16 protein-coding genes are annotated in these 17928 nt (G+C 64.7%); 10 read left to right on the top strand and 6 right to left on the bottom strand.

The features are described 5' to 3' along the window. Positions 1–128 precede the first annotated feature (128 nt). The 5 genes from FNL56_RS22490 to FNL56_RS22510 all read left to right on the top strand — a co-directional run bounded on the left by FNL56_RS22490 (position 129) and on the right by FNL56_RS22510 (position 5196). The gene (locus FNL56_RS22490) at positions 129–1304 is read left to right on the top strand and encodes an ATP phosphoribosyltransferase regulatory subunit (protein WP_143575077.1); all 1176 of its coding nucleotides are present in this window, start codon (positions 129–131) and stop codon (positions 1302–1304) included. Continuing rightward, a complete protein-coding gene (gene hisG / locus FNL56_RS22495; protein ID WP_143575078.1) occupies positions 1301–2278 on the top strand; it encodes an ATP phosphoribosyltransferase in 978 nt (325 codons plus the stop codon). The genes FNL56_RS22490 and hisG overlap by 4 nt, the downstream gene beginning before the upstream one ends. A 90-nt stretch (positions 2279–2368) precedes the next feature. After that, positions 2369–3415: a glycosyltransferase family 2 protein gene (locus FNL56_RS22500; protein WP_143575079.1), complete on the top strand. Its 1047-nt coding sequence runs from the start codon at positions 2369–2371 to the stop codon at positions 3413–3415. After that, on the top strand, positions 3412–4263 hold the full coding sequence (locus FNL56_RS22505; protein WP_143578295.1) for a ChbG/HpnK family deacetylase: 852 nt from the start codon (positions 3412–3414) through the stop codon (positions 4261–4263). Before FNL56_RS22500 ends, FNL56_RS22505 begins: the two co-directional genes overlap by 4 nt. A gap of 114 nt (positions 4264–4377) precedes the next feature. Then, positions 4378–5196: a DUF2076 domain-containing protein gene (locus FNL56_RS22510; protein WP_143578296.1), complete on the top strand. Its 819-nt coding sequence runs from the start codon at positions 4378–4380 to the stop codon at positions 5194–5196. Between the two features lie 75 nt (positions 5197–5271). Here the strand turns inward: FNL56_RS22510 and FNL56_RS22515 are convergent, their stop codons facing one another. Then, on the bottom strand, positions 5272–6048 hold the full coding sequence (locus tag FNL56_RS22515; RefSeq protein WP_143575082.1) for a L,D-transpeptidase: 777 nt from the start codon (positions 6046–6048) through the stop codon (positions 5272–5274). A 287-nt stretch (positions 6049–6335) separates the two neighbouring features. Here FNL56_RS22515 and FNL56_RS22520 point away from each other — a divergent pair, with 287 nt between their 5' ends. After that, positions 6336–7103: a protein phosphatase CheZ gene (locus tag FNL56_RS22520; RefSeq protein WP_143575083.1), complete on the top strand. Its 768-nt coding sequence runs from the start codon at positions 6336–6338 to the stop codon at positions 7101–7103. 128 nt (positions 7104–7231) lie between these two features. On the opposite strand, the gene FNL56_RS22525 is transcribed toward FNL56_RS22520, so the two are convergent. Continuing rightward, positions 7232–7768, bottom strand: a complete 537-nt coding sequence (locus FNL56_RS22525) for a hypothetical protein (RefSeq protein ID WP_143575084.1) — start codon at positions 7766–7768, stop codon at positions 7232–7234. A gap of 317 nt (positions 7769–8085) precedes the next feature. Between FNL56_RS22525 and FNL56_RS22530 the strand changes: the two genes are divergently transcribed. The 3 genes from FNL56_RS22530 to FNL56_RS22540 all read left to right on the top strand — a co-directional run bounded on the left by FNL56_RS22530 (position 8086) and on the right by FNL56_RS22540 (position 11542). After that, positions 8086–8382: a co-chaperone GroES gene (locus FNL56_RS22530; protein WP_143575085.1), complete on the top strand. Its 297-nt coding sequence runs from the start codon at positions 8086–8088 to the stop codon at positions 8380–8382. Between the two features lie 116 nt (positions 8383–8498). Then, positions 8499–10163: a chaperonin GroEL gene (gene groL, locus FNL56_RS22535; protein WP_143578297.1), complete on the top strand. Its 1665-nt coding sequence runs from the start codon at positions 8499–8501 to the stop codon at positions 10161–10163. 158 nt (positions 10164–10321) lie between these two features. Continuing rightward, positions 10322–11542 (top strand): hypothetical protein, encoded by a 1221-nt coding sequence (locus FNL56_RS22540; protein ID WP_143575087.1) that lies wholly within the window; start codon positions 10322–10324, stop codon positions 11540–11542. 99 nt (positions 11543–11641) lie between these two features. On the opposite strand, the gene FNL56_RS22545 is transcribed toward FNL56_RS22540, so the two are convergent. Continuing rightward, positions 11642–12046, bottom strand: a complete 405-nt coding sequence (locus FNL56_RS22545) for an META domain-containing protein (RefSeq protein ID WP_441351246.1) — start codon at positions 12044–12046, stop codon at positions 11642–11644. A 304-nt stretch (positions 12047–12350) separates the two neighbouring features. After that, entirely contained in the window at positions 12351–14018 is a 1668-nt protein-coding gene (locus FNL56_RS22550; protein WP_143575088.1) for an L-lactate permease, read from the bottom strand. Positions 14019–14305: 287 nt separating this feature from the next. On the opposite strand from FNL56_RS22550, the gene FNL56_RS22555 reads away from it, so the two are divergent. Continuing rightward, positions 14306–16045, top strand: coding sequence for an ABC transporter ATP-binding protein/permease (locus FNL56_RS22555; RefSeq protein ID WP_143575089.1), 1740 nt, complete (start codon positions 14306–14308; stop codon positions 16043–16045). A gap of 206 nt (positions 16046–16251) precedes the next feature. Here FNL56_RS22555 and FNL56_RS22560 read toward each other — a convergent pair whose 3' ends face one another. Next, entirely contained in the window at positions 16252–16761 is a 510-nt protein-coding gene (locus FNL56_RS22560; RefSeq protein WP_143575090.1) for an HPP family protein, read from the bottom strand. 105 nt (positions 16762–16866) lie between these two features. Further along, entirely contained in the window at positions 16867–17850 is a 984-nt protein-coding gene (locus FNL56_RS22565) for a TorF family putative porin (protein ID WP_143575091.1), read from the bottom strand. Between the last annotated feature and the right edge of the window lie 78 nt (positions 17851–17928).

Genomic DNA, 17928 nt, shown 5'->3' on the forward strand with positions numbered 1-17928 from the left:
GGCCGCGCTTTAATGGTTGCTACCCCCGGGCTCCGGTTAAGCCCTTTCGGGAAAGAAGGTCGAAACGTCGCAAATCCCATGCTAAGGCCTGCGCCGACCTTGCGTTTCACTGGATTGCTGGACTGACTATGACCCAACCCGCCGCCCTTCGCGCGACCGGATCCGCCGCCTGGGCGGATGCGCTGCTGCTGTCCTTTGCCGAGGCCGGCTACCAGCGCGCCCAGCCCGCGATCCTGCAGCCCGCCGAGCCGTTCCTCGACCTGTCCGGCGAGGACATCCGCAAAAGCCTGTATCTGACCACCGACGCCTCCGGCGAGGAACTCTGCCTGCGCCCGGATCTCACGATTCCGGTGGCGCGCGACTACCTTGCCTCCGCCAAGGCCGGCCAGCCAGCCGGGTTCTGCTATCTCGGCCCGGTGTTCCGCTATCGGCACGGTGCGGCGTCGGAATTCCAGCAGGCCGGCATCGAATCCTTCGGCCGCCAGGACCGCGCCGCCGCCGACGCCGAGATGCTGGCGCTCGCTCTGGAGGCGGTTGCCGCCTCTGGCGTGAGCGATATCGAGATCCGCAGCGGCGACGTCGCTTTGTTCACCGCGCTGATCGATGCGCTGGACCTCTATCCGGTGTGGAAACGCCGGCTGATCAAGGATTTCAACCGCAAGGGCGACCTCGAAATGGATCTGGGCCGGCTGGCGCTGGCCGAAGCGCCGCTGCGCAATGAATATGAAGGCGTGCTGGCCGCACTCGCCGGCTCGGACCGCAAGGCTGCGCTGGCGCTGGTCACCGATCTGATGTCGATTGCAGGTGCCAGCAATGTCGGCGGCCGGTCGGTCGCCGAGATCGCCGATCGCTTCCTCGAACAATCGACGCTGAAGGGCGGCGCGCTGCCGCGCGATGCACTGAAGATCATCACGGCGTTTCTCGCCATTTCCGGCACGCCGGACCAGGCGCTTGCGCAGCTGCGCTTGCTTACGTTGTCGTCGAACCTCGATCTCACGGCAGCGCTTGCAGAACTGGAAGAACGGATCGGCTTCATGGTCGCCCACGGCATCGATACTTCGAAAATCCGTTTCTCGACCTCGTTCGGCCGCGGGCTCGATTATTATACCGGCTTCGAATTCGAACTGCACCGCCAGGGCAACGGCGTCGAGCCGCTGGTCGCCGGCGGGCGCTATGACGGGCTGCTCGGGCAGTTGGGAGCGGCCGAGCCGATCCCGGCGGTCGGCTTCTCGATCTGGATCGAAGCCTTGACCGAGGTTCGCGCCGACGTCGCCGCAACCGGATCCGCCGGGAGCGCCGCATGACCCAGCCCTTCGTCGTCGCCGTGCCCTCCAAGGGGCGCCTGCAGGAAAATGCCGAAGCCTTCTTCGCCCGCGCCGGCCTGATCCTGGCCAAGCCGCGCGGTGCCCGCGACTATCGCGGCACCATCGCCGGGCTCGACAATGTCGAGATCGCCTATCTCTCGGCCAGCGAGATCGCCGCCAACCTGGCGCGCGGCACCGTGCATCTCGGCATCACCGGCGAAGACCTGCTGCGCGAAAGCATTCCCGATGCCGACAGGAAGGTCGCGCTGATCGAGGGTCTCGGCTTCGGCAGCGCCAATGTGGTTGTTGCGGTGCCGCAGTCGTGGATCGACGTCCGGACCATGGCGGATCTCGACGACGTCACCACCGGTTTTCGCGCGAAGCATAACCGCCGCATGCGCGTCGCCACCAAGTACATCAACCTGACGCGCAACTTCTTCGCCAGACATGGCGTGGTCGACTACCGCATCGTCGAGAGCGCCGGCGCCACCGAAGGCGCCCCGGCCACCGGCGCGGCGGAAATGATCGTCGATATCACCACCACCGGCGCGACCCTGGTCGCCAACGGCCTCAAGGTGCTCGACGACGGCGTGATGCTGCGTAGCCAGGCCAATCTGGTCGCGTCGCGCGACGCCGACTGGAGCGAGGAGGCGCGCGCCACCGCCAGCATCATCCTCGACCACATCGCCGCGCGGGCTCGCGCCGCCAAGTACAAGGAAGTCCGCACCCGCTTTGCCGGCTGCGACCAGAAGCTGCTCACCGAGGCGCATAACCGCTTCGGCGTGGTGGCGCCGTTTGGCGGTCCGACCTCGTCGGGCATGATCACGCTGCACTGCCCGCCGCCGCAGATCTACGCGCTCGGCAGCTTCCTGCGCCAGCACGGCGCCGATACCGTGTCGGTTGCCTCGCTGGAATATGTGCTGGACCGCGAGAACCCGCTGTTCGCCAAGCTCGAGGCGTTCTTGCGACAGTAAACTTGCGGCAGGAGGGCGCATGGGGCGCTGGCGACAGCCTGCCGCCATTGCCATATGTTGCCGGATCAACTGGACACTGGAATCTGATCGATGATGCTGGGCAGCGACGTTTCCCGCCTGTCGACCGACCCCGCCACCGCTGCGGCGCAGGGGTTGTCGATCGTGGTGCCGCTTTATAACGAGGCGCAAGGTCTTTCGATCTTCCACGACCGGCTCAACGCGCTCGCGGTGACGCTGAAGCAGCGCCATGGTCTGTCCTGCGAAGTCGTCTATGTCGATGACGGCTCGGCCGACGGCACACTCGGCATCGCGCGCACGCTTGTCGCCACCGCGCTCGACGTGCAGGTGGTGTCGCTGTCGCGCAATTTCGGCAAGGAAGCCGCCCTGATGGCGGGGCTCGACCATGCCCGGCTCGGCGCCGTTCTGTTCATGGACGGCGACGGCCAGCATCCGCCGACGCTGGTGGAGACGCTGGTGGGCCACTGGATCGATGGCGGCTTCGACGTCGTCTACACCGCCAAGGCGCATCGCGACGAGGAATCCTTCCTGCGCCGCCAGGCCGTGCGCGGCTTCTACAAGCTGATCAACTGGGGCGCGCGCGCGAAAATTCCGGAAGACGCCGGCGACTTCCGCCTGCTGTCGCCGCGGGCCGCCGCCGCCCTTCGGCAGCTGCCGGAGCGCAATCGCTTCTTCAAGGGGCTCGCCACCTGGATCGGCTTCAGGCAGTTGCGCGTCGATTACGAGCCCGCGGCGCGCCAGCACGGCGTCACCTCGTTCAATCCCCGGCAGTTGATCGGCCTGTCGATCGAGGGCCTGACCTCCTTCTCGGTGGCACCGCTGCGCTTCGCCAGTATGTTCGGATTGCTGCTCGCGGTCGGCGCCTTCCTATTTGGGCTCAACATCCTGTGGGAGACCTGGTGGGAGGGCAAGTCGGTGCCGGGCTATCCGTCGCTGATGGTCGGCCTGATGACGATCGGCGGCGTGCAGCTGTTGATGATCGGCATCGTCGGCGAATATATCGGCAAGATCCTGTCCGAGCTGAAGGCGCGGCCGATCTATTTCGTGGCCGAGCACAGCGTGAAGCGCGTGGCGGCCGATGCCGACGCCGGCACGACCGACCGGACCGCCGCGGAATGACGACCGCCGCGCCGCGCCGGATCTGGCTGTGCGCCGACGATTACGGCATCAGCCCCGGCGTCAACCAGGGCATTCGCGAGCTGATCGACAGGGGCCGCCTCAACGCCACCTCGGTGATGGTGGTGGGTCCCGCGATCGGCCGCGACGAGATCGCGATGCTGCAGGACGCGGTCGCCAAGAACCCGAATTGCGCGATCGGCCTGCATGCTACGCTGACGGCGCCGTTTCATCCGGTGACGATGCATTACAAGCCGTTGCGCGGCGAGCAATTCCTGCCGCTGGCGCACAAGCTGCGCGGCAGCCTGCTGCGGCGGTTCGATCCGGAAATGATCCGCGCCGAAATTGCCGCACAGATCGCGACCTTCACCACGCTGTTCGGACGGCCGCCGGCCTATGTCGACGGCCACCAGCATGTGCAGGTTTTTCCGCAGGTCCGAGAGGCGTTCCTTGCGGCGGTGAAGCATGGCGCCCCGGGCGCCTGGGTGCGGCAGTCCGGACGGGTGCACAGGCTTTCGCAACGGCTGGATCAGCCCAAGGCGCTGCTGCTCGACACGCTCAGCGCCGGATTCCGCAAGCGCGCGACGGGAGCAGGCGTCGCCTACAATCCCGGTTTTGCCGGCGCCTATGATTTTGCTGGTGCATCGGACTTCGGCGCGCTGATGACCGGCTTCCTGCACGGCCTGCCCGATGGCGGGCTCGTCATGTGCCACCCCGGCCATGTCGATGATCTGCTCATCAGCCTCGATCCCTTCACCGACCAGCGCGCCCGCGAACTGGCCTATCTCGGCAGCGACGATTTCGCGCGGCTGCTCGACATAAGCCAGGTAACGCTTTCACGGGCGACCTGACCGGGCGTTTTGTCGCATACGGAAATTTAATCCGGGCGGCACTTATTGCGACACAAAGCGTCACTACATCTCCCACGCGCCATTCAGCCGCGCGATGCGAAGACGGAGAACGCCATGACACCGCAAGAACGCCAGCTCGTCGACGATCTGTTCGACCGGCTCGCCAAGGTCGAAGCCGCCCCGCGCGAGCCCGACGCGCAGGCCGTGATCGCCGATGGCCAGCGCCGCGCGCCCAACGCGATCTATGCGCTGGTGCAGACCGTGCTGCTGCAGGACGAGGCGCTGAAGCGCGCCCACGACCGTATCACCGAGCTGGAAGCCCATGGCGCGCCCGAACAGGCACCGCCCGGCGGCTTCCTGGATTCGATGCGCGACGCGCTGTTCGGCCAGGGCAATCAGGGCCAGAACCAGCCGCGCGGCTCGGTGCCCAGCGTACGTCCCGGCGATGGCGGCCGGCCGGCGTGGAATACCGGACAGGTGATGGGCCAGCCGCAACAGGGCGGCTACGGCCAGCCGGGTGGCGGACAGCAGGGTGGTTACGGACAGCAGGGCCAGTTCGGCCAGCCGCCGATGGGGCAGCAGGCGCCCCAGCCCGGCCGCGGTGGCTCGTTCCTCGGCACCGCCGCGGCCGCCGCCGCCGGCATGGTCGGCGGTTCGCTGCTGATGAACAGTCTCGGCGGAATGTTTGGCGGCGGCAACAAGCACGGCTTCGGCGACAGCGCCAATGCCAGCGAGAGCAAGAGCCCGTGGAGCTCTGATAGTTCGGGCGGCGATCTCGCCAGGGACGCCGGCGTCAATGACATCGGCAATTCGTCCGGCCAGCGGTCCGGCAATTACGACCAGGCGCAGGCCGATATCGACCAGGATCAGGACCAGGACCAGGACGCCATGGACCTCGACTCCGACGGCTACGACGACGACAACTTCGCCTGAGCGGCATGGCCATTCGTTAAACAAACGGCCGCTCTCACGAGCGGCCGTTTGCGTTCCTTCGCCGCGGTCTTGCTATCAGATCACGACCACCTTGGCGCCGACGCTGACCCGGCCGTAGAGATCGATGACGTCTTCATTGCGCATGCGGATGCAGCCCGAAGAGACGTTGGTGCCGATCGTCCATGGCTCGTTGGAGCCGTGAATGCGATACAGCGAGGTGCCGAGATACATCGCGCGCGCGCCCAGCGGATTGTCCGGTCCGCCCGCCATGTGGCGCGGCAGATCGGGACGGCGCAGCAGCATTTCCGGCGGCGGCGTCCAGGCCGGCCATTCCTTTTTCGCCGTGATCGTCTTCACGCCGGCCCAGGTGAAGCCCGGCTTGCCGACGCCTATACCGTAGCGCATCGCCCGGCCATCGCCCTGCACCAGGAACAGGAATTTGCTGGGCGTGTCGACAACGATCGTGCCCGCGCTTTCCCGGCCGGAATACTCGACCATCTGCGGCTCGAATTTCGGATCCATCGCCGGCCGCGCGGCATCGATAGTGTCGTCGGGTTGCCGCATGGCTTGTTGCGGATCCACCGGCAGCATGCCGCGGCGCGGCTCATAGGCCGGCGGCGGCGGGTACGGCTGGCCCTGCGCGCTGTCACTGAACAGGAATTCGATGAAGCCGCCGCCCATGCGCGGACGCTCGGCATAGGCCGTGCGTTGCACCGGTCGCGCAGGCTGGTCGGCGTAGTAGACGCGCGGTGCGGTAACGTAGTCCGCGGAATCGAACGCCGCGGCGGGATGACTTCCGGCGCCCGCGAAGGACGCGCTGGCGAGAAAGGCGAGAGACCAGGTTTTCAACATCGACGTACTCTGCACTGTTTCGTCGTGACGCGTCCTCACCCGAGGAGCGCTTTGCACGCATCGACTTAAAGTGAAATTCGCGTCGGTTTGGTAAATGGATGAGGCACATCGATTCACCACGTCGCCCGGAACCCCGTTTTGTTGCGACTAGCGTTTATTTTTGCTGAACGCGCCCGGCCGATGGTTAACCGCTGGTATCAAATGCAAAATGACAATGTTCCGGCTGTGAACCCCGCGTTAAACTGATGCGTTTAGACAGGGTGCGTACTTGATTGTTGGGGGACCATATGACTGTTCGTCGCAAGCGTTTTCGCATTGAAGAAACCAATTTCGGCAGCACGCCGATGCCCGCCGACGTCGAGAACGAGTCGCCGATGCATCGCGAGGTGATGACAGAGCTGCGCGCGATCCGATCGCAAATGGGCGCCCCGCAGCGCAATGCCGTCTCCGAACAGGTCAGCGCCTCCGCCGACGAAAAGGTCGCCGAAGCACAGGCCATGCTTGAGACTTACCGCCTGAAGATCGAGCAGTGCGAGAAGCTCAAGATCGAGCTCGACCTGATCCATGACGCCATCACCCGTACCAAACAGGAGATTGCCGTGCTGCACGGCAAGAGCTTCAACGGCGACGAGATGGCCAAGGTCAACGGCGAACTCGGCGCCGTGGTCGGCGGCACCGAAGAGGCCACCCAGCAGATTCTCGCCGCGGCCGAAGCCATCGACAATGCCTCGACCGCACTCGGCAAGGTAACGTCCCCCGATCAGCACAAGCAGTTGCTCGACGACGTTCAGGACAGCGTCGTCTCGATCTTCGAGGCCTGCAACTTCCAGGACCTCACCGGCCAGCGCATCAGCAAGGTGATGACGACGATGAAGTTCATCGAAAACCACATCACGGAGATGATGGACATCTGGGGTGGCGTCGATGCCATCAAGGCACACGCCCCGCCAATCATCGACGAGCGCGAGGGCGACGACCGCCTGCTCAACGGCCCCAGGCTCAACGGCGACATCGGCCATGCCTCGCAGGACGATATCGACGCGATGTTCGGCTAGACACAGTCGACCAACATCAACGGAAAATGGCGCGTCGGGGGACGCGCCATTTTTGTATCTCGCTCCGGCTCTCAGCTGTCGTCCGCGCGAAAGCGGGGACGAAACAAGATGGCTTCGACCAACGAGGCTTACGCCCGTGGCGCGCAGCGGATGTAGACCATGTTGCCGTAACGAACCGCGGCGTCCTTGTCGATGAAGCGCGTCACCAGGATGCGGCCGTCAAACGACACGATCTCGCGGTCCTTTTCGCCGCCGGCAGGACCCGCCGGACCGATGTAGTTCTTGCCGCTTGGGCTGCCTTTGAGGCGCAGTTCCTGCGGGGTCGCTTCGTCCGCCAGATGCATGATGACGCCGCCGGAGGTGCCGGCGCCGATGATGTAGGGATTCTTGCACTGGCCGCGCGCGGCATTCTCCGTGCGGGTACGGTCAGCTGGATTCATGTAGGAGGCCAGGCCCCAGCGGCCGACGATTTCATCGGCCCGGATCGAGGCCGGCAATTCCGGCGCCGCCGGCGGCGGGGCTTCGACGACGGGGTCAGAACCAAATCCGCCAAACATTCCCCCGCCGAAACCGCCGCCCGTGGAGCTACAGCCGCCCATCATCATCGCCATAATGGTGACGACACCCAGCTGGGCAACGGTACGGACATGGCGTGACCTGATCATAGCATCCCCTAAAACAACATTCTCAATCGCTGGTGGCCGCCATCCTGCAGCCAAGCGCAGACACCTGTCGGAGTAATGAGGTCGCATGAACTACGCCCATCTGCCGATATGGTTTCCAGATCATCTCATCTTGGCCCTAGCAAGGCCTTAAGACCTTGCCTTGACAGCCAATGCGTCTGGCCATATTCCCGAATGTTCCTTTAGCACTCCTGCGACCCGATTGCTAAGGGCGTGGCCAGTGCCGCACTGCACCTCGGCCACGACCCCGCACCGGCTCCGCGATGACCCTGACCCGCAACCGACCAGAGGAAACTCCCATGGCCAAGACCAAGTTCCGTCCGCTGCATGACCGTGTCGTCGTCAAGCGCATCGATGCCGAGACCAAGACCAAGGGCGGCATCATCATCCCCGACAGCGCCAAGGAAAAGCCCTCCGAGGGTCAGGTGGTGTCCGTCGGCCCCGGCGGTCGCGACGAGGCCGGCAAGCTGATCCCGATCGACATCAAGGTCGGCGACCGTGTGCTGTTCGGCAAATGGTCGGGCACCGAGATCAAGCTCGATGGCGAGGAGCTCCTGATCATGAAGGAGTCCGACATCATGGGCGTGATGAATTAACTCAATGAACGGTCCCTCGGATCGTCATTGCGAGGTCAGGGAAAGCCAATTGGCTTTCCCTGACCTCGCAATGACGGCCGAAAGCGATGCCCTCATCTCAAACCATAGGAGCCAACATGGCCGCCAAGGACGTTAAATTTTCCGGAGACGCGCGCGATCGCATGCTGCGCGGCGTCGACATTCTCGCCAATGCCGTCAAGGTCACGCTCGGTCCCAAGGGCCGCAATGTCGTGATCGAAAAGAGCTTCGGCGCGCCCCGCATCACCAAGGACGGCGTCACCGTCGCCAAGGAAATCGAGCTTGAGGACAAGTTCGAGAACATGGGCGCGCAGATGCTGCGCGAGGTCGCTTCCAAGACCAACGACACCGCCGGCGACGGCACCACCACCGCCACCGTGCTGGCCCAGGCCATCGTGCGTGAGGGCGCCAAGTCGGTCGCTGCCGGCATGAACCCGATGGACCTCAAGCGCGGCATCGACATCGCGGTCGCCGCCGTGATCAAGGACATCACCAAGCGCGCCAAGCCGGTCGCCTCGACCGCCGAAGTCGCCCAGGTCGGCACCATCTCCGCCAATGGCGACGCCGCGATCGGCAAGATGATCGCCCAGGCGATGCAGAAGGTTGGCAATGAAGGCGTTATCACCGTCGAAGAGAACAAGTCGCTCGAGACCGAAGTCGACATCGTCGAAGGCATGAAGTTCGACCGCGGCTATCTGTCGCCCTACTTCGTGACCAACCCCGAGAAGATGACCGCCGAGCTCGAGGACGTCTACGTCCTGTTGTACGAGAAGAAGGTGACGGGCCTGCAAACCATGCTGCCGGTGCTCGAGGCCGTGGTGCAGTCGGGCAAGCCGCTCCTGATCATCGCCGAGGACGTCGAAGGCGAGGCGCTGGCCACGCTGGTCGTTAACCGCCTGCGCGGCGGCCTCAAGGTTGCCGCCGTCAAGGCGCCGGGCTTCGGCGATCGCCGCAAGGCGATGCTGGAAGATCTGGCGATACTGACCGGCGGGCAATTGATCTCGGAAGAGCTCGGCATGAAGCTGGAAAGCACCACGCTGGCCATGCTCGGCCGCGCCAAGAAGGTGGTGATCGACAAGGAAAACACCACCATCGTGGGCGGCGCCGGCAAGAAGCCCGCGATCGAATCCCGGGTCAACCAGATAAAGGCGCAGATCGAGGAAACCACCTCGGACTACGACCGCGAGAAGCTGCAGGAGCGGCTCGCCAAGCTCGCCGGCGGCGTCGCGGTGATCCGCGTCGGTGGCGCCACCGAGATCGAAGTGAAAGAGAAGAAGGACCGCGTCGATGACGCGCTCAACGCGACGCGGGCGGCCGTGCAGGAAGGCATCGTGCCGGGCGGCGGCGTGGCGCTGCTGCGCGCCAAGAAGGCGGTGGGCCGTCTCACCAGCGAGAACTCCGACGTCCAGGCCGGCATCAACATCGTGCTGAAGGCGCTGGAAGCCCCGATCCGCCAGATCGCCGAGAATGCCGGCGTGGAAGGCTCGATCGTGGTCGGCAGGATCATGGAGAACAAGTCCGAGACGTTCGGCTTCGACGCCCAGACCGAAGAATATGTCGACATGGTCGCCAAGGGCATCATCGATCCCGCCAAGGTGGTTCGCACCGCCCTACAGGACGCGGCCTCCGTGGCCGGCCTGCTGGTGACGACCGAAGCCATGGTCGCCGAACTGCCGCGCGAAGCAGCCCCGGCGATGCCCGGCGGCGGCGGCGGCATGGGGGGCATGGGCGGAATGGGAGGCATGGGAGGCATGGGCTTCTGAGCCCAGTCTTTGCACCAGCCACGACCGATCGAAGGCCGCCTCCGGGCGGCCTTCTTTTTGGGTATCGTGGGTTTGATCTTTCGCCGATGGCGCGGTTCTGATTCAATCCGCGCGCCCGGCAGGTTGGAACCAGCTCTAAGTCTCCCAAGGAATATGAAATGCGCGCGCTTCGTGTTTGCCTGATCGCTGCTGCCGCCACCGCTTGCGTAGCGACGCTGCAGGTCGCTTCCGCCCAGATGATGAAAGCGCCGGCCGCCCCCGCCGCGAAGGGCACGGCCTCCAGCGAGACGCGCTACTTCACCTCGATCGACGGGCTGATGGACGGCAATGCCGACGTGGTGCTGCGCGAAACACGGCAGGGCAAGAATGTCACCGCCGCCACGCTCGACGTCTGCTATCCCGCGGAAAAGGGCTCCGAGCGCCGCGACCGCTTCGTCGCCGATCTCACGGTCAATGGCAACGCCCTGACCGGCGCGACGCAGAGCCAGATCGACAAGTTGCCGGTGACCGTCAAATTGACGCGGCGGCCGACCGGCGACAGCTTCGAGTTCAAGGGCCAGATCACGGTCGGCCAGACCACGACCAGCGTGACATCGACCGACAATTCCGACCAGAGCGAGAAGGAATTCCGCGACAACCAGACCGCCGACGACAACATCATGGCCGCGCCGAAGGATTTCACCGAAGTGTCGCCGGAGGCCGTGGCGGTGAAGATCAAGATCGAGGCGGCGCTGGATTTCGTCCGCACGCTGCGCGGCCAGCAGGTCGAGCTATCGCTGGCGAGCCTCAACGTGTCGTGCGACGCGCTGCGCGCCGGCGAGCAGGTGATCAACCTCAATATCGACCCGGAACGCGCGGCGGCCTTCATCGCCAGGGCGAAGGCCTATCCGGGCGTGGTCAACGCCGGCTGGACCAGCGGCAGCGTCGACATGGAGCGCACCGTGCGCTTCAACGCCGCCGAGTGGCGCGACGGCGACAAGATCGCTCGCGACAAGGTCGCCGCGACGTTGTCCGGCGTGCTGGCGAAGTCGCTGTCGGCCAAACCCGCCGGCGTGAAATGGGACGACGAGACGGGCCGCGTCAAGCTCAGCTTCAAACGCCCGAGCCAGGTGGTACCGGCGCTCGAGCTCACCGAGACGGTGGAAGTCGGCGCGATCGTCTCGCCCGACAAGCCCGGCACGTCGGACAAGCTGATCCTGTGGATCAGCGCGCCATCGGTCGCAACCACCGACGAGGCGTCCGGCGCGAAACTCAATCTCGCCGACACCGCCAACACCGACGAGGAAAGCGATCCCCGCGACGACAACGGAGCGGTGGCGGCACTCGCCGCGGAATTCAAGGCGCAGCGGTGGGATTCGGACAAGTCGGTGTGGAAGTAAGGTTCGGTTCGTAAGAGCTTTCGGCCCGGACGCTGGTTTTCCCCTCTCCCGCCAGCGGCGCTGCGCGGCGCCGTGGGAGAGGGGAAGAAAGAGCGTCGCTCAGTTCGTATTCAGCAAAAACTTCAGCGGCTTCGGGCCAATGAAAGTTATCGCTTCGCCTTGGCGTTTCCAGTTGGTCGCTGCCGCCAGATTCGCCAGCAACTCGTCGTCGAGCTGCGCGCGCGCCGGCGGGCAGTTGCGCTCCTCCATCGCGCCGGCGACGAAAACCACGGTGTCGCCAGCCACCGAAAACTGACCCTTGCCGCCTTTGCACCACAGCTCGATGCGGGTCTCGCCGGCGTCGCCGATTTCAAGGTTGGGCCGTCGCTTCGAGCCCGGCTGCGGCGCGGCGTCGAGCGTCATCTCCAGGCCGAACGGAAATTCCGGGGCGGCGTGCAGGGGAAGGCTCGATAGCAGGGCCGCGCCGACCACGCCGGCACGCAACAGGTTGATCGCTGACATCATCGGGACTCTCGAAAGTGGAAACGGCAATGCGGCAAAGATGCGCCGTCGGAGACTACCGGGTCACGTATAAATCGGGCGCCACCATGACGCGCTGCCTTCCCTCTCCCCTTGTGGGAGAGGGTGGACGCGCAAAGCGCGGCCGGGTGAGGGGTAACCACAAACGCCGTCACTCAGTACCCCCTCATCCGTCACGGACTTCGTCCGTGCCACCTTCTCCCACAAGGGGCGAAGGAAGACCGAGTGCCGCCTCTTGTGCGGCAGTTTTTTTCGCGGTGGGCACGCTTCGCTTTGCCCACCCTACGCTTTACGGCTTCAGCACCATTTCCGTGAACGGATAGACATAGGCCTGCAGCATGACGAAGCAGCCGACCATGCAGGCCAGCACGATCGAGTGCCAGAACACGAAGCGCAGGATGGTGCCCTCATGCCCGAACCAGCCGGTCGCGGTGGAGGCCACCACGATCGACTGCGCGTCGATCATCTTGCCCATCACGCCGCCGGAGGAATTCGCCGCACTCATCAGGATCGGCGACAGGCCGAGCTGCTCCGACGTGATCTTCTGCAGGTTGCCGAACAGAACGTTGGACGCGGTATCCGATCCGGTCAGCGCCACGCCGAGCCAGCCCAGCAAGGTGCCGAAGAACGGGTACAGCACGCCGGTCGCGGCAAAGGCGAGGCCGAGCGTCGCGTCGACGCCGGACAGCCTTGTCAGCGTGCCGATCGCCAGCATCGCCGAGATCGTGATCAGCGAATAGGCGCATAGCTTTATGGTGCGGCCGTATTCCGCGATCATCCTGGCCGGCGTGAAGCCCATGACAAAGCCGGAGATGATGGCGGCGAGCAGCATGCCGGAACCGGTGAACGAGACATAGGTGAAGGCGAACACCGCGCCCTCGGGCGTGGGCTTGGGCGCCACCGGCGGCACCTTGTTGATCATGTTGTGCAGCTCGGGCACCGGATAGTTCCAGGTGAAGATCGGGTTGACGATGCCCTTGAACCAGTTGGTGCCCCAGATCAGCAGGATCGCGCACAGGATGATCCACGGCGTCAGCGCGCGCCACACCTCTGCCCTGGTCAGCGGATCGGTATTGAACGGCTTGACCGGCGGCACGGTGGAGGCGGAGTCGTCCTTGGTGCGCAGCGCCGCCGAGGTCCAGATCCGCTTCGGCTGCCAGACTTTCAGGAACAGGATCAGCGTCGCCATCGAGATCAGCGACGCGCCGATGTCGACGATCCACGGGTTGATGTAGTTCGAGATCAGGAACTGCGGAATCGCGAAGGACAGGGCGGTGACGAGGATTGCCGGCCAGACTTCCTTCATGCCCTTCCAGCCGGCAAAGGCCCACACCACCCAGAACGGCACGATCATCGAGAACACCGGCAACTGCCGGCCGACCATCGCGCCGAGGATGAACGGGTCGAAGCCGGTGACCGTGGCCAGGCCCTGGATCGGCGTGCCCAGCGCGCCATAGGCGACCGGCGCGGTGTTGGCGATCAGCGACAGGCCCGAGGCGGCGAGCGGCGAGAAGCCGAGCCCGATCAGGATGGCGCCGGTAACGGCCACCGGCGTACCGAAGCCCGACGCGCCTTCGAAAAACGCGCCGAACGAGAATGCAATCAGCAGTATCTGCAGGCGGCGGTCATTGGTGACGCCGCCGATCGCACGCTGCAGGATCTCGAAGCGGCCTGAGTCGACCGTGAGGCGATACATGAAGATGACGTTGAGCACGATCCAGCCGATCGGGAAGAAGCCGGTGACCACGCCGAGCAGCGAGGCGCGCACCGACATGTTGGCGGGCATCGTGAAGGCGTAGATCGCGACGAGATTCGCCAGCACCAGCGCAATGATCGCGGCGACATGCGCCTTGACCTTGTTGGTCGCGATTAGCACCAACAGCACGACCACCGGAATGGCGGCGACGATGGTCGACAGCGTACCGCTGTTGAATGGATTGTAGACCTGATTCCACATGGCGCTTCTCCCCACACTCGTTACGTCGCCCGGACCCGCGTGGTGGATCAGGACCTGTTAATGCTTTGGCGGGAGTGGCGTGCCGATGCCGATCGAGATGAGCTGCCTGTTGCAGCTCATCGTCAGGTCAGTCGGGAAAGGCCCCCGCCCCTCACCGTTGAAACCATGCTAGGTTGATCGCCAATTCGCGACAAGACGCCGCACGCCATCGAATCAGCAACTTTAGTCTACACATCGAAAATCCCTGCTCTATCCGGGACTTGTGGCCCTCCCTCGGAGACTTTCCTGTGAACAACATGCGCTCCACGCTCGCGACCGTCTGGCGGATCGCGGTTCCCTATTTTCGCTCCGAGGACAAATGGATGGCGCGCGGCCTGCTCGCCGCGGTGATTGCCATCGAGCTGATGGTGGTCGGGCTCAACGTCTTGTTCAACCGCTGGAACAACGTGTTCTACAATGCGCTGCAGGAGCGCAACCTCGACGTCTTCACCTATCAGCTCGGCTACTTCTCGGTGCTCGCCGCAATCTGGATCGCGCTGAAAGTGTACCAGCTCTATCTGAATCAGTGGCTGCAGATTCGCTGGCGGCGCTGGCTCACCGAGCGCTATCTCGGCGGCTGGCTGGCGCATGGCAATCACTATCGCATGCAGTTGCAGGGCGACGCCGCCGATAACCCCGACCAGCGCATCGCCGAAGACACCCAATTGTTCGTGGATCGTACGTTGTCGCTCGGCGTCGGGCTGCTGAGTTCCGTGGTGACGCTGGCGTCTTTCGTCGTCATCCTGTGGGGCCTGTCGGATGCCGCCCCGTTGCATCTGTTCGGGCAGGACATCGCGATCCCCGGCTATCTGGTGTGGGCCGCGCTGATCTATGCGGTGATCGGCACCGTGCTGACACATCTGATCGGCGCGCCGCTGATGGGGCTGAACTTCAAGCAGCAGCAGTATGAAGCGGATTTCCGCTTCAACCTGGTGCGGGCCCGTGAGAACGCCGAACAGATCGCGCTGCTGCACGGCGAGAACGTCGAGCGCCTCAGGCTGTCGACGCGCTTTTCGCGCGTCGCCGGAAACTGGCTGGCTATCATGAGCCGCACCAAGAAGCTCACCGCCTTCACGGCGAGCTACGCGCAGGCTGCCGTGATCTTTCCCTACATCATGGTGGCGCCGGCCTACTTCGCACGCAAGATGGAACTCGGCGGCATGATGCAGACGGCCTCGGCCTTCGGCAGCGTGCAGGATGCGCTGTCGTTCTTCATCACCGCCTACCGCACGCTGGCGGAATGGCAGGCCGGCGTGGCCCGTCTGGACGGCTTCGAGCAGGCCATCACCGGCGCCGAAGCGCTGAACAGCACCGCCGATATCGTTCACGTCGCGCCGGCCGACAACGGGGCGATCGACCTCAACGAGCTCGCAATCAACCTGCCGAACGGCGCGCCGCTGATAGCAGCTGACGGTTTCCAGTTCCGCAGCGGCGAAAGCACGCTGTTCACCGGGCCATCGGGCGCCGGCAAGTCGACGCTGTTCCGCGCCATCGCCGGGATCTGGCCGTTCGGCCGCGGCCGCATCGCGATCCCGGCGCAGGCGACGCTGATGATGCTGCCGCAGCGGCCGTATTTTCCGGTCGGCACCTTGCAGGACGCCATCGCCTACCCGGCCGAGACCAGCGCATTCACGCCGGAGCGAATCGCCGACGCCATCACGGCGGTCGGCCTGCCGGCGCTGGTATCGCGGCTGGACGAGGAAGCGCACTGGAACCGAATGTTGTCACTCGGCGAGCAGCAACGGCTCGGCGTCGCGCGGGCGCTGCTGCACGCGCCGCAATATCTGTTCCTCGATGAGGCCACCGCCTCGCTCGACGAGCCGTCGGAAGCGAAACTATATCAGTTGATCGCGGAAAGACTGCCGGCCACCACGCTGATCTCGATCGGGCACCGCAGCACGCTGCAGGCGTTCCACCAGCGCAACGTCACGCTCAGCAAGGCGGCGGCGGGCTACACGCTGGCGGAGGGCGTGGCGAAGCCGCTGTGAGAAACCCGATGTCATCCCGGCCCAGTGAACGCAGCGAACGCCGCGCCGGGACCCATACCCTCCGAGCTCGTGGCTTGCGCACCGCAACCGCCACAGCTTGCAGACGATGGGACAGAGTCTATGGGTCCCGGGATCGGCGCTCGCGTTGCGAGCTTGCCCGGGACGACATGGAGAGCCAACTAACAGCAAGCTCCACTATTGAGACACTACATCCACTCCCGCGGCCATGATCGTTGCGCCACCCAGCGGTGCCAGACCAGCGCGAAGACCGTCAGCAACAGCGCTCCGAGCAGCACCGGCACGATCAGGTATGACCACGGCAGCGCGTAAGACACGACCAGCAGCGGATTGATTCCCGCCGGCGGATGAAACGTGCCGGAGAGGTACATCGCCAGCACGGCCAGCCCGACCGCCATCGCGGCTGCCCAGGCGTGCGGCCCGGTCGCCTGCAGCACGACGAGCCCCACCAGCGCGGAGATCATATGGCCGCCGATCAGCGCCCGCGGCTGCGCCGGCTCGGCTTCCGGCGATCCGATCACCAGCACGATGGAAGTGGCAAAAGGAATGATCACCAGCGGCGTGTGAGCGGCGGTCGAGAAGGCTTCCATGCCCCCGATGGCGATCGCGGCGCCGAGGCCGGCAACCGTGCCGGCCAGCGCGTTGCGGTGGTTGTTGCGGCGGATCGCCGTGGCGGCGGCGCGCCAGTCCCATCTCATGCAAGATCACCGAAAATCCATCACGACATTCTGCGCCGCAGCCTGCGCCGCAACGATAAAGGGGCGGCAGATCGCTCTGCCGCCCCTTTATGATGCGCGAAATGCTTACTTGAGGTTGGTCATCGCGGTCAGGTCAGCCGACAGCTTGACGATGCCGGTAGCACCGCACCAGCTCGAGCCAGCGCCCGACGGATTGATCGGGGTGAAGTTGGTGCCGGCGGCAGGAGCCGAGAAGTCCGACGTGAAGGCGTTGCAGTCACCCTTCGACAGGTTGGTGTCGGAGTAGCGCAGGTCCAGCGTGAAGACCTTGTACGTGAAGCCGATGCCGATGTTCCAAGTGTTGTAGTCGGCGTACTTGATACCGCGCGGGAACGCAACGGTGCCGTAGAAGGCGTCCGAAGTGCCGAGCCACTGGCGACCGAACTCGCCCGAAACGTAGGAGCCGATGCCCGAGGTGCCGAACCAGGTCGACGGCGCGATCACCTTACCGACCACCGACGCATAGGTGCCCTCGGCACCCGTGTTCAGGAAGTTCGGCGAGTAGAAGGCATTGCCGCCGAGCGAGAAGTTGTCGTTGAAGGTGTAGTTAACCTTGGCATAGCCTTCATAGAAGCTAGCGTTCTTCTTGGCGACGCTGCCGTTCGGCAGCGCGACCGCGGTCACATCGCCGCCGCAGAACGCCGGGGTGTTGAAGCACTGGCCGCCCGGGTAGCCGTAGTAGAAGAAGCCGAAGTCGAACGCCGCGGCTCCCCAGGTCGGGCGGATACCGAAGTAGCCGTCGAGCTCCATCGAGGCGCGGTTCGGGAAAGAGATGCTCTCGCCGGAGACACCGGCGTACAGCTGGACGTCCTTCGTGATGTTGTAGCGCGGCTCGAAGTAGGCTGCGACCGAGCCCTTGTTGCCATTCGACTGGGTGATGCCGCGGAACACGTAGTTGCTCATGACCGCAGCGCCGAAGGCGATGTCCCAGGGATCATAGGCCACGATCGGCGGCGCCTTCTTGTACATCTTGGCGGCCATATCGGCGGCCGAGGCGGAGTTCACACCCACGGCCAGCAGCGCTGCAACCGAAACGATTACTTTCTTCATGACATTCCCCATTTGAACCAAAGCAGTTTCGTGTCTGAAAGACGCGGCACTGCGAACTCCTGAACCTGACGCAACTCT

Source organism: Tardiphaga sp. vice304, assembly GCF_007018905.1.
Lineage (GTDB): Bacteria > Pseudomonadota > Alphaproteobacteria > Rhizobiales > Xanthobacteraceae > Tardiphaga.

What these genes read in the sequence shown, in the direction of transcription:
- FNL56_RS22490 (WP_143575077.1), top strand. Translation starts at nt 129, where the DNA reads ATGACCCAACCCGCCGCCCTTCGCGCGACCGGATCCGCCGCCTGGGCG.
- hisG (WP_143575078.1), top strand. Translation starts at nt 1,301, where the DNA reads ATGACCCAGCCCTTCGTCGTCGCCGTGCCCTCCAAGGGGCGCCTGCAG.
- FNL56_RS22500 (WP_143575079.1), top strand. Translation starts at nt 2,369, where the DNA reads ATGATGCTGGGCAGCGACGTTTCCCGCCTGTCGACCGACCCCGCCACC.
- FNL56_RS22505 (WP_143578295.1), top strand. Translation starts at nt 3,412, where the DNA reads ATGACGACCGCCGCGCCGCGCCGGATCTGGCTGTGCGCCGACGATTAC.
- FNL56_RS22510 (WP_143578296.1), top strand. Translation starts at nt 4,378, where the DNA reads ATGACACCGCAAGAACGCCAGCTCGTCGACGATCTGTTCGACCGGCTC.
- FNL56_RS22515 (WP_143575082.1), bottom strand. Translation starts at nt 6,048, where the DNA reads ATGTTGAAAACCTGGTCTCTCGCCTTTCTCGCCAGCGCGTCCTTCGCG.
- FNL56_RS22520 (WP_143575083.1), top strand. Translation starts at nt 6,336, where the DNA reads ATGACTGTTCGTCGCAAGCGTTTTCGCATTGAAGAAACCAATTTCGGC.
- FNL56_RS22525 (WP_143575084.1), bottom strand. Translation starts at nt 7,768, where the DNA reads ATGATCAGGTCACGCCATGTCCGTACCGTTGCCCAGCTGGGTGTCGTC.
- FNL56_RS22530 (WP_143575085.1), top strand. Translation starts at nt 8,086, where the DNA reads ATGGCCAAGACCAAGTTCCGTCCGCTGCATGACCGTGTCGTCGTCAAG.
- groL (WP_143578297.1), top strand. Translation starts at nt 8,499, where the DNA reads ATGGCCGCCAAGGACGTTAAATTTTCCGGAGACGCGCGCGATCGCATG.
- FNL56_RS22540 (WP_143575087.1), top strand. Translation starts at nt 10,322, where the DNA reads ATGCGCGCGCTTCGTGTTTGCCTGATCGCTGCTGCCGCCACCGCTTGC.
- FNL56_RS22545 (WP_441351246.1), bottom strand. Translation starts at nt 12,046, where the DNA reads ATGATGTCAGCGATCAACCTGTTGCGTGCCGGCGTGGTCGGCGCGGCC.
- FNL56_RS22550 (WP_143575088.1), bottom strand. Translation starts at nt 14,018, where the DNA reads ATGTGGAATCAGGTCTACAATCCATTCAACAGCGGTACGCTGTCGACC.
- FNL56_RS22560 (WP_143575090.1), bottom strand. Translation starts at nt 16,761, where the DNA reads ATGAGATGGGACTGGCGCGCCGCCGCCACGGCGATCCGCCGCAACAAC.
- FNL56_RS22565 (WP_143575091.1), bottom strand. Translation starts at nt 17,850, where the DNA reads ATGAAGAAAGTAATCGTTTCGGTTGCAGCGCTGCTGGCCGTGGGTGTG.